General features: G+C 67.5%; 11 protein-coding genes. All 11 read left to right on the top strand.

Annotated features, from left to right (window positions below; translation table 11 throughout):
• Positions 1–23: 23 nt before the first annotated feature.
• On the top strand, positions 24–416 hold the full coding sequence (gene cheY / locus AC5P67_RS19595) for a chemotaxis response regulator CheY (protein ID WP_005413247.1): 393 nt from the start codon (positions 24–26) through the stop codon (positions 414–416).
• Positions 416–1,021: a protein phosphatase CheZ gene (locus AC5P67_RS19590; RefSeq protein WP_010482455.1), complete on the top strand. Its 606-nt coding sequence runs from the start codon at positions 416–418 to the stop codon at positions 1,019–1,021. The genes cheY and AC5P67_RS19590 overlap by 1 nt, the downstream gene beginning before the upstream one ends.
• Positions 1,022–1,023: 2 nt before the next feature.
• Positions 1,024–2,853 (top strand): chemotaxis protein CheA, encoded by a 1,830-nt coding sequence (locus AC5P67_RS19585; protein WP_495215126.1) that lies wholly within the window; start codon positions 1,024–1,026, stop codon positions 2,851–2,853.
• Positions 2,854–2,954: 101 nt separating this feature from the next.
• Positions 2,955–3,695, top strand: a complete 741-nt coding sequence (locus AC5P67_RS19580) for a flagellar motor protein (protein WP_005409527.1) — start codon at positions 2,955–2,957, stop codon at positions 3,693–3,695.
• 1 nt (position 3,696) lies between these two features.
• On the top strand, positions 3,697–4,713 hold the full coding sequence (gene motD / locus AC5P67_RS19575; protein WP_012480097.1) for a flagellar motor protein MotD: 1,017 nt from the start codon (positions 3,697–3,699) through the stop codon (positions 4,711–4,713).
• A 4-nt stretch (positions 4,714–4,717) separates the two neighbouring features.
• A complete protein-coding gene (locus AC5P67_RS19570) occupies positions 4,718–5,500 on the top strand; it encodes a ParA family protein (RefSeq protein ID WP_099484538.1) in 783 nt (260 codons plus the stop codon).
• Entirely contained in the window at positions 5,497–6,711 is a 1,215-nt protein-coding gene (locus AC5P67_RS19565; RefSeq protein WP_099595539.1) for a chemotaxis protein CheW, read from the top strand. Before AC5P67_RS19570 ends, AC5P67_RS19565 begins: the two co-directional genes overlap by 4 nt.
• A gap of 286 nt (positions 6,712–6,997) precedes the next feature.
• Positions 6,998–7,306, top strand: coding sequence for an STAS domain-containing protein (locus AC5P67_RS19560; protein ID WP_012480094.1), 309 nt, complete (start codon positions 6,998–7,000; stop codon positions 7,304–7,306).
• Entirely contained in the window at positions 7,303–7,668 is a 366-nt protein-coding gene (locus AC5P67_RS19555) for a response regulator (RefSeq protein ID WP_005409521.1), read from the top strand. The genes AC5P67_RS19560 and AC5P67_RS19555 overlap by 4 nt, the downstream gene beginning before the upstream one ends.
• A 45-nt stretch (positions 7,669–7,713) precedes the next feature.
• Positions 7,714–9,705 (top strand): chemotaxis protein CheA, encoded by a 1,992-nt coding sequence (locus AC5P67_RS19550; RefSeq protein ID WP_005409520.1) that lies wholly within the window; start codon positions 7,714–7,716, stop codon positions 9,703–9,705.
• Between the two features lie 370 nt (positions 9,706–10,075).
• A partial coding sequence (locus AC5P67_RS19545; protein WP_495215124.1) for a HAMP domain-containing methyl-accepting chemotaxis protein occupies positions 10,076–11,662 on the top strand: 1,587 nt, incomplete at its 3' end.

The following is an 11,662-nucleotide window of genomic DNA, read 5'->3' as shown; positions in this document are numbered from 1 at the left end:
ATGAACAACAAAGGAACTCTGCTTTGAACAAGAACATGCGCATCCTGATCGTCGATGACTTCTCGACCATGCGTCGGATCGTCAAGAACCTGCTGGGCGATCTGGGCTTCACCAATACCGCCGAAGCCGAGGACGGGCATGCCGCGCTGTCGCTGCTGCAGAGCCAGCCGTTCGATTTCGTGGTCACCGACTGGAACATGCCGGTGATGACCGGCATCGAGCTGCTGAAGGCGATCCGTGCCGATGCCAAGCTGAAGACCCTGCCAGTGCTGATGGTCACCGCCGAAGCCAAGCGCGAACAGATCATCGAAGCCGCCCAGAACGGCGTGAACGGCTACATCATCAAGCCGTTCACTGCGCAGACGCTGGAAGAGAAGCTCGGCAAGATCTTCGAACGCCTGGCGGCCAGCGCCTGATGGATACCACGGTCGACAAGAGCGCCCTCGCCCTGCGCCTGCAGGAAGCCCTGGACGCACTCGAGTCCGGTGACGAGGCCGCCTGGCGGCAGCGCATCGACGGACTGGTCGCGCTGCGAACGCAGCCGATGATGAGCGGCCTCTCGCGGCTGGCCCGCGAGCTGGGGCAGGCACTGGGTGAGCTGCCGACCGTGCCCAGCGAGGCCGGTGAGCTGGACGACGCCTGCGCACGCCTGGACCACGTGGTGGCCATGACCGAACAGGCCACGCACCGTACCCTGGACCTGGCCGAGGAATGCCGCAGCCTGACCGAACAGCTGCGTGCTGAAGGCCTGCAGCCGGGCCAGGACGCGCAGCTCGAGCGCATCCGCCACAACCTGACCGAGATCGCCCTGACCCAGAGCTACCAGGACCTGACCGGGCAGATCATCCGTCGCGTGGTCGGCATCGTCCGCCGCGTGCACGAGGGCTTCGGCGCACTCGGCCTGCCGCCGGAACAGCATCGCACCGACCCGGAACTGGCCGGGCCGGCACTGAAGGGACTGGACCGCCACGCGGTCTCGCAGAACGACGCCGACGACCTGTTGTCGGATCTGGGGCTGTAAGCATGAGCGCGGTATCCGACGACATCACTGCCGATTTCATCATCGAGGCACAGGAAATCCTGGATCGCCTGGGCGAACAGCTGGTGTCGCTGGAGCAGGCACCGCAGGACACCGAGCAGCTCAACGCGGTGTTCCGTGGATACCACACGCTCAAGGGCGGTGCCGGCTTCCTTGGCGTCACTGCGATGGTCGAGCTGTGCCACGCCGCTGAAGAGGCCCTGGGCATCGCGCGTGCCGGGCAGGCGGTGCTGCAGGCCCACCACTTCGACGCCGCCCAGCAATCGCTGGACTACCTGCAGTCGATGCTGGACGCCGTGTCCTCCGGCACCGAGCCGGGTTATGCGCCGCCGGACCTGATCGCGCAGTTCGACATGAACGGTGGCACTGCCGCGCCGGTCGCTGCGGCCGCCCCTGCGGCAGCTGGCAGCGACCTGATCACCGACGACGAATTCGAGGCCCTGCTGGACCAGCTGCATGGCGGCAACGCACCGACCGCGGTCGCGCCGGCCAGGAAGGCCGACGACGGCCTGATCAGCGAAGACGAGTTCGAAGCGCTGCTGGACCAGCTGCACGGCGGCGCTGCGCCAGGCGCGAAGCCTGCTGCCACCGTCGCCGCGGCACCTGCCGCTGCACCGCGCCCGGCGCCCGTACCGGCGCCCGCCGCCAAGCCGGCGGCCAAGCCGATGGCCGAGGCCGAGCACACCGTGCGCGTGGACACCAAGCGCCTGGATGCGATCGTCAACCTGATCGGCGAACTGGTGCTTTCCCGCAACCGCCTGAAGACCCTGCGTGCACGCCTGCGCGACGAGGAGCTGGACCGCGCCGTATCGACGCTGGACATCGCCACTGCCCGCCTGCAGTCGGCGGTGATGCGTACCCGCATGCAGCCGGTGGGCAAGGTGTTCTCGCGCTTCCCCAAGGTCGCCCGCGACGTCGCCCGCTCGCTGAAGAAGGAAGTGGACCTGGAGCTGGTCGGCGCCGAGACCGAACTCGACCGCAACCTGGTCGAAGCACTGGCCGATCCGCTGGTGCACCTGGTCCGCAACGCCATCGACCACGGCGTGGAAATGCCCGACCTGCGCGAAGCACAAGGCAAGCCGCGGATGGGCCATGTACGCCTGTCGGCGCAGCAGGAAGGCGACTACGTCAGCATCGAGGTGCAGGACGATGGCGCCGGCATCGACCCGGAGAAGCTGCGCGCGAAAGCGCGTGAGAAAGGCCTGATCGATCCGGAAGCCGCTGCCCGCCTGAGCAGCGAGGAGTGCCTGCACCTGGTGTTCCTGCCGGGCTTCTCGACCAAGCAGCAGGTCACCGACATCTCCGGCCGTGGCGTAGGCATGGACGTGGTGCAGTCGCGCATCCGCGAACTGAGCGGCCAGATCCAGATCCAGTCGGAACTGGGTCGTGGCAGCCGCTTCCTGATCCGCGTGCCGCTCACCCTCGCGATCCTGCCGACCCTGCTGGTGCAGGCCGGCGAGGACGTCTACGCGCTACCGCTGGCACGCGTGATGGAAGTGCTGCACGCGCCGCGCACCTCGCTGGGCTGGTTCGATGGCCGCGCCGTGCTTGATCGCCGCTCGCACACCCTGCCGCTGGTCGACCTGCGCAAGTGGCTGGATGTGACGCCGGCCGCGTCAACCCTGCTGACCATCGTGGTGCTGCAGGCCGGCGAAGCGCGCTTCGGCCTGGTCGTGGACCAGGTGCGCGGGCGCGAGGAAGTGGTCATCAAGCCACTGCCAAAAGCCCTGCGCGGCCTGCGCGGTTATGCCGGTGCAACGTTGATCGGCGATGGTCGCATGGCACTGATCCTGGACGTGGACGGCATACGCTGAACGCCGCCGGGCATGGCCCGGCGACCCGAAAACTGTGACTACCGTCTGTACGCATTCTCCCGGTGTCTCAAGTCCCATTCATACAAGCCGATACCGGAACCATGGATAGACTCAGCCTCATTGGACTCTTTCTCGCCCTGGCCTCGCTGGTCGGTGGCAGCATCCTCAAGGGCGCTGGCCTGGCGTCGTTGTGGTCGCCTGCGGCGTTCGTGATCGTCATCGTCGGTACCGTTGCCGCGATCCTGCTTCACACCTCGCCGGCGGTGTTCAAGCATGCGTTCAAGATCGTGCGCTGGGTCGTGCGCCCGCCGCACAGCGATCGCCGCGAACTGATCCAGCAGATCGTCGAGTGGAGCAACATCGCCCGCCGCCAGGGCCTGCTGGGCCTGGAATCGCAGGTGGAAGCGCAGCAGGACCCGTTCCTGCGCAAGGGCCTGCAGCTGCTGGTGGACGGCGTTGAACCCGAATCGATGCGTCACATGCTGGAGATCGAACTGGGCAGCCAGGAGCACCAGGACCAGGCCGGTGCCAAGGTCTTCGAAGCGATGGGCATCTACGCGCCCACGCTCGGCATCATCGGTGCCGTGCTCGGCCTGATCGCGGTGATGAAGAACCTGGCCGACCCGAGCAAACTCGGCCACGGCATCGCCGCCGCGTTCACCGCCACCATCTACGGCATCGCCTCGGCCAATCTGCTGTTCCTGCCGATCGCCGCCAAGCTCAAGAGTGTGATCTCGCACAACACCCGCGACCGCGAAATGGTCATCGAAGGCCTGATTTCGATCGCCCAGGGCGAGAACCCGCGCAACATCGAAACCAACCTCTCCGGCTTCCTGCACTGACATGGCCCGCCGCAAGCACCACGAAGAGCACGCCAACCATGAAGCATGGGCGATCCCCTATGCCGACCTGATGACGTTGCTGCTCGCCTTCTTCGTGGTCATGTACGCGATCTCCTCGGTCAACGAGGGCAAGTACCGGATCATGGCCGACGCGCTCACCGATGCCTTCGGCGGCGCACCGCGCACCATCAATCCGGTGCAGGTGGGTAACAAGCAGGTGCAGGGTGGCGGCTGGGACAGCCCCTCGGTGATCAAGTCCGGCACCAAGATCGGCCCCTCCGCGCCCGCGCCGTCGCACGACCCGACCCTGCTGCCGTCGATGGCCTCGCAGATGCGCATGCCGGTCTCCGTGCACAACCAGGAACAGATCGCCCGTGCCGAGCGCCAGCTCAACAGCATCGCCGACCGCCTCACCGCCGCGCTGGCACCGCTGATCGACCGCGGCATGATCAGCGTGCGCCGCACCGAGTTGTGGATCGAAGTGGAGATCAACAGCGACATCCTGTTCCCCACCGGCTCGGCCGCGCTGGACGTGCATGCACGGCAGACGCTGGCCAGCCTGGCCGAGGTGCTGCGCGACGTGCCCAACAGCGTGCGCGTGGAAGGCCATACCGACAACGTGCCGATCGCCACCGCCACCTTCCCTTCGAACTGGGAACTGTCGGCCGGACGCGCCGCCAGCGTGGTGCACCTGTTCGCCGACCAGGGCGTGCAGCCATCACGGCTGGCGATGGTTGGCTATGGCCAGTTCCGTCCGCGCGAAGAGAACGACAGCGCGCAGGGGCGCAACCGCAACCGCCGGGTGATGGTCATCATTCTGGCCGACACCTCGCATTCGGTGGATCCGCTTGGCCAGCGCCTCAATGCGGCCACCGGCGCCGTCGACGACAACACCACCGAACAAGCCGCCGCAACTCCGGCTACCGCCCCCACCTCCCCCATCGCACCGGTGAAGTTGCCGCCGGTGCCGGCTGGCAGCCGCGTCGGCGCCGCCGTTCCCCCGGCAATGAAGGAGTAAACCGATGCGCATCTGGGCAGTCGCCAACCAGAAGGGCGGAGTCGGCAAGACCACCACCACCCTCGCCCTCGGCCGCGGCCTGGCCGCGCTTGGCCATCGCGTGCTGCTGATCGACCTCGATCCGCATGCCTCGCTCAGCCGCGCCTTCGGCGTGCCGGTGGATCCGCCGCCGGCGGGCGTGCTGGAACTGTTCGGCGCCCCGCCGGCCGATCTTTCCAGCCTGTGCCATGCCAGCAGCATCCACGGCCTGGACTACGTCTGCGCGCAGTCGGCGCTGGCCACGCTGGAGCGCCGCAGCGCCAACCAGCCCGGCCTCGGCCTGGCCCTGCAGAACGCACTGGCGCGTCACCAGGGCCAGCACGACTACATCCTGCTGGACTGTGCCCCCACCCTTGGCCTGTTGATGATCAACGCACTGGCCGCTGCCGACCGCCTGATCATTCCCACCCAGGCCGAGCCGCTGGCCCTGCATGGCCTGGACGGCATGGTCCGCACCGGCGAGATGGTCGAGCGCTCGCGCCGCCGCCCGCTGCCGATCTCGATCCTGCCGACCCTGTTCGACCGCCGCACCCGCGCCGGCAACGAGTCGCTGCGCACGATGCAGGATCGCCACGGCACCCGCGTCTGGGAAGACGCCATTCCGATCGACACCCGCATCAGCAATGCCGCAGGCCTGACCCTGCCCAGCGCTGGTGAGGACTACCCGGGCCGCGGCTTGGCCGCCTATCGCCGCGCACTGAACTGGATCCTCGGTGAGGATGCCCGTGCCCTGGAGCAGGCCGCATGAACAGCACCGGCGTACTGGACGACTACCTGGACGAACTGCTGGGCGAAGCGATCGCCCCGGCGGCCGTCGTGCTGCCAACGCCGGACAGCGCCGCCCCGGCTCCGGACAGCACATCGGAACCGGAACGCGAGCCGACCTGGGATGACCTGCCGGCCGAGGTGATCTACGAAACCGACACCGTCGCCGCGGGGCCTGCCGTGGACAACGCCACGCTCGAAGCCGCCTTCGAGGCGGCCACAACGGCCGAGCGCGAGCCCACCTGGGACGATCTGCCCGCCGAAGTGATCTATGAGACGGACGCTGTTGCCGTTGCCCCGGCAGAGGATGACGCAGCACTGGAAGCCGCCTTCGAGGCCGCCGCAATGCCGGTCGCCGCTCCCGAGCGCGAACCGACCTGGGATGACCTGCCTGACGAGGTGATCCACGAGACGACCCCGGCCAAGGCCGGCCCGGAGCCCACCTGGGACGACCTGCCCGACGAAGTGATCTACGAGACCGACGCGGCCGACAGCCATCAGCTCGCCCACACTGACAGCCCCGGTCTGCAGGCTGCGTTCGAAGCCGCTGCTGGTGGCGAGGATGTCCCCACGCCGCCACCGGCCGTGGTTGCGCCCCCGGCACCGCGCCCTGCACCCGCGCCCGCCCCGGCCGCGCGTGCTGCCGCCGCGCCGCCGCCCCGCGTTGCCCTGGATGCCCCGGCCACCAACCGTCCCGGTACCTGGCAGGAGCTGCAGGCGCAGGCGCACCAGCCCGCCAGCAGTCCGCACCCGCAGAACCGCCGCGCCGGCGAGCGCACCTCGCGCTGGCTGCGCCTGCGCTGCGGGACCCAGGCCTATGCGCTGGAACTGTTGAAAGTGCAGGAAGTGGTGTTGCCGGTGCCACTGCTGCCGTTGCGCGGCACGGCACCGGCGATGCTCGGGATCATGAACCTGCGTGGCCAGGTGGTGCCGGTGATGGACCTCGGCCTGCACCTCGGCGCCGCAGCAGCAGAAGACGATGCCCAGACCCGCATCGTGGTGCTGGAAGAGGACGGCGAGACCATCGGCCTGCGCGTGTCGGCAGTGGAAGATGTCGCCAACCTCACCGATTCACAGATCGAACCCCCGGATACCGCCCGCATCTGCCAGATCTCCAATGATCTGTTCCGCGGCGTCGCCCGGGTCAGCCAGCGCCCGATGATCCTGCTGGACGCCACACGGCTGTTGAGTTGATCTGGAAAAAAGGGGACGGAGGGGATTAAGTCGCAAGTGGCTCGGCGCTTTGCGCCGAAGCAGTGCCTGTCGGGGACGCAAGGAGTTGATCCGTTGGATCAACACCTTACGTCCCCACTGCGCGGTCGCCGTTGCCGAGGGGGCTGCAGTAGAGCCAGGTCGCTTGCGACTTGATCCCCTCCGTCCCCTTTTCAGCTGCGACCGCATCGACGCACCGCGTCGATTCCTCTAAAGAACCCCGCCGGGGTGCCGTTATGGATCACGGAACCGTTTGTCCGGAGCAACGATGAGCACTGTCGAACTGGGTGAGGATCTCGGCATCGAGAGCAGCACCGAGCTCAAGAACCGCCTCGCCCCGCTGGTGGCGCAGGCAGGCGAGCTGACCCTGGATGCAAGCCAGGTCGCCCGCATCCACACGGCCGCCGTGCAGGTGCTGTGTGCATTCGTGCAGGCCCGCCGCGATGCAGGCCTGGGCACCGGCTTCCACGGTTGCACCGCAACCTTCCGTGACGCCGCACGCCTGCTGGGCGTCACCCAGGCCCTGGGCCTGGACGTAACCCATGACAACCTGAAATCTGTGGAGAACGCTGCATGAGCGCACGTATCTTGGTGGTGGACGATTCGGCGTCGATGCGCCAGATGGTTTCCTTCGCCCTCACCTCGGCCGGTTTTGCCGTCGAAGAAGCCGAAGACGGCGCGGTCGCGCTGGGTCGCGCCAAGGGCCAGCGCTTCAACGCGGTGGTCACCGACGTCAACATGCCGAACATGGACGGCATCGCGCTGATCCGCGAACTGCGCCAGCTGCCGGACTACAAGTTCACCCCGCTGCTGATGCTGACCACCGAATCGGCCGCCGACAAGAAGTCCGAAGGCAAGGCCGCCGGTGCCACCGGTTGGCTGGTCAAGCCGTTCAATCCGGAACAGCTGGTCGCCACCGTGCAGAAAGTGCTGGGCTGATCGCCCCGCACCGCTCCCCTTCTTCGCTTCCGGACCACCACTGCCATGAGCATGGACCTGCAACGCTTCCACGCCACCTTCTTCGAGGAGAGCCGCGAAGGCCTCGACGCGATGGAGGCTGGCCTGCTGGCCCTGGAATCGGGGCAGCAGGACGCGGAGATCATCAATTCGGTGTTCCGCGCCGCCCACTCGATCAAGGGCGGCGCCGGCACCTTCGGCTTCGATGCCATCGCCGGCCTGACCCACGTGCTGGAAACGCTGCTCGATGAGCTGCGTGCCGGCAAGCGGGCCCTGGAAGGCCATGCCGTCGATGCCATGCTGTCCTCGGTGGATGTACTGCGCGCCCTGCTGCGCGAAGCCGAACATGGCCAGGCCGCAGACCCCGCTGCGGTCGCCGCAGTGAAGGCGCGCCTCGAAGCCGTTCTCTCCGGCCAGGCCGCACCGAGCGCGCCGGCCGCTGCCGCAGCCAAGGTGGACGATACGCCGGAAGCCTGGCAGATCGGGTTCACCCCGGCACCCTCGCTGTTCATGAGCGGCAACGACCCGTTGCGCATCATCCGCGAACTGGAACACCTCGGCTCGCTGCAGGTGGCCGCGCGCATGGAACGCCTGCCGGGCTTCGCCCAGCTCGACCCGCTGGAGGCCCACCTGGCGTGGGACCTGGGCCTGGTCGGCAAGGTGCCGCGCAGCAAGATCGAAGACACCTTCGCCTGGGTGCTGGACGACTGCGAACTGGACATCCGTCCGGCCGCGCCGCCGAGCCTGGCAACCCAGGCGCCCGTTGCTGCATCCCCTTCCACACCTGCTGCCGTCGTGCCGGCAGCGCCTGCTGCGCCTGCCGCCGGCGGTGCTGCCACCCAGGAAGCCGAAACGTCGATCCGCGTCAGCGTCGACAAGGTCGATGCGCTGATCAACCTGGTCGGCGAACTGGTCATCACCCAGGCCATGCTCAAGCAGGTCTCGCACGCGCTGGACCCGGTCCACGCCGAGAGCCTGTTCGCCGGCCTGGACCAGCTGGAACGCAACACCCGCGATCTGCAGGAAGCGGTGATCGGCGTGCGCATGCTGCCGGTCGACGCGGTGTTCCGCCGCTTCCCGCGCCTGGTCCGCGACCTGTCCAGCCGCCTCGGCAAGCAGGTGCGCCTGCGCACCGTCGGCGAGGGCACCGAGCTGGACAAGGGGCTGATCGAGAAAATCGCCGATCCACTGGTGCACCTGGTGCGCAACTCGATCGACCACGGCCTGGAAATGCCCGACGTGCGTCGCGGCGCGGGCAAGGACGAAACCGGCACGATCACCCTGGCCGCTTCGCACCAGGGCGGCCATATCGTCATTGAAGTGAGCGACGACGGCCGCGGCCTGGATCGCGCCAAGATCCTGGCCAAGGCCACCGAACGCGGCCTGGCCGTACCGGACAACCCGACCGATTCGCAGGTCTGGGACCTGATCTTCCAGCCAGGCTTCTCCACTGCCGATGCGGTCACCGACCTGTCCGGGCGTGGCGTCGGCATGGACGTGGTTCGCCGCAACATCCAGGCACTGGGCGGTGAGGTCCAGATCGAAAGCAGCCTGGGTACTGGCACCCGCACGCTGATCCGCCTGCCGCTGACCCTGGCCATCCTCGACGGCATGACCGTGGCCGTTGCCGGCGAAACCCTGATCCTGCCGCTGGCCTATGTGCTTGAGGCGTTGCAGCCGCAGGCCGAGGACATTCGCAGCATGGCCGGCGAAGGCCGCGTGCTGCGCGTACGTGGCGAGTACCTGCCGATCCTCTCGCTGAGCGAGTACTACGGCTACGGCAACCGTGCGCCGGGCAGTGAATCGCTGGTGGTCGTGGTCGAAGGCGATGGCCAGAAGATCGCACTGGAAGTGGATGAACTGGTCGGCCAGCAGCAGGTGGTGGTGAAGAACATCGAGAACAACTACCGCCGTATCGGCGGGGTGTCCGGTGCCACCATCCTTGGCGACGGCCGCGTCGCGTTGATCGTCGACATCGGCGGACTGGTGCGCTCGTTGCGGATGCCGCAGGCCGCCTGATCCACGCTGCATGCGTGTACTGGACCGCCGCCCTTCGGGGCGGCGGTTTTTGTTTGTGCGCGCTCTGCCAAGGGGGTCGGATCCCTTTCCGCAGGAAAGGGATCCGACCCCATCCCTTCTGTGAACTCCGTCGCCATGATGGTTGCGGGCGCAACTACTTCATCCAAGCGAAAGCACGCCGCTGCAACGCTTTCGCGCTGTCATACCTACGCAACCGAATGTGATCTGCGTCCATAAAGTCCACGCGGACGGCGCCGTTATTTCGCAATGACGGTCGTCACCGAACCCCACCGGGCACCCCCGTTCGCTCTGCAACCACCCCCGAACCGGCGCACAGACGCCGGCACTCTGCCCACCTGGAGCACCCTGCATGAAGTGGTTCCAAGATCTGCCCATCGCCCGCAAGCTGGCCGTGGGGTTCACCCTCACCACCTTGATGACCCTGATCCTCGGCGCCTTCGCACTGCTGCGCCTGAGCGAAGCCAACGCGCAGTTGCGCGAGATGGCTGGCAACGACATCCCCTCGGTCCAGCACCTGGGCGAGGCGCGCTCGCAGCTGGGGGAATTCCGCACCTATGAACTTGCACAGCTGAGCATGCTCGACCAGCCGGAGAAGGTCGCCGACTACAACGAGCGCATGGACGACACCGCCAAGGCCGTGCATGACGAGCTGGCCGCGTACTCGGCGCTGCCGGCGCTGGCCAAGGAGCGTGAACTCTATCGCGCGGCCAGCGCACAGCTGGACCGCTACTTCGCCGCCAACAAGGCGATGCGCGACGCCGTGGCCGCCGGTGATGGCGCTCGGGCCCAGCAGATCTCCGACGAGCAGTCGCGCCCGGCGCGTCGCGACCTGTTCGCTGCGATGAAGGCGCTGGGCACCCACATCGCCGGCCAGATGGACGGCAAGATCGCCGACGCCAACGCCACCCATCGCAACAGCATGATCGCGATCGTCAGCTGCATCGTGCTGCTTTCGTTGGTGGCCGCCGCACTGGCCACCGTCATCTCGCGCGCCGTCACTGGCCCGCTGGGCAAGGCCGTGCATGCCATCCAGGCGGTTGCCCGCGGCGACCTCAGCGTCAGCACCCAGGCCACCAGCAAGGACGAAGCCGGCAAGATGCTGGCCGCCACCGCCGAGATGACCGCAATGCTGCGCCGCTTCAGCGAGCAGACCCAGTTGATGGCACAGATGCACGCTGGGCCGGACATCAGCCACCGCATCCCGGAGGATTTCCCGGGTGTGTATGGCCAGCTGGCCAACGGCATCAACACGGTGATCTTCGAACACCTCGATGCGATCGTCGATGCCATTGAAGTGCTCAACCAGTACGCCATCGGCAACCTCGCCCCGGACGCCCGCCGCCTGCCCGGCAGCCGCGCGATCCTGCACGAGTCGATGGACGCGGCCAAGGCCAGCCTGCTGGCCATCAACACACAGATCCAGCAGCTGGCCTCGGCCGCCGCCGCCGGCGACTTCAGCCAGCGCGGTGATGCGCAGCGTTTCGATCACGATTTCCGCGTGATGATCGATCAGCTCAACAGCATGATGCAGGTGGCCGACGGCAACCTCGGCCAGCTCTCGCAGCTGCTGCAGTCGATCGCCGCCGGCGACCTGACCGCACGCATGGACGGCCAGTTCAACGGCGTGTTCGCGCGCATGCGTGACGACGCCAACACCACCGTCGCACAGCTGACCCAGATCGTCGGCCAGATCCAGGCCAGTGCCTCCAGCATCACCCTGGCCGCTGGCGAGATCGCGTCCGGCAACAGCGACCTGTCGCGCCGTACCGAGCAGCAGGCCGCCAACTTGGAAGAAACCGCTGCCTCGATGGAGGAACTGACCTCCACCGTGCGCCAGAACGCCGAGCACGCCCGCCAGGCCAACCAGCTCGCCATCGGCGCGCACGGTGTCGCTTCGCAGGGCGGCGAGGTGGTCGGCCAGGTGGTCACCACCATG

This window comes from Stenotrophomonas sp. YJH_SMC_21 (assembly GCF_059369555.1).
Note: the sequence above shows the minus strand (reverse complement) of the source record. Positions and strands in the feature narration are given on the sequence as shown.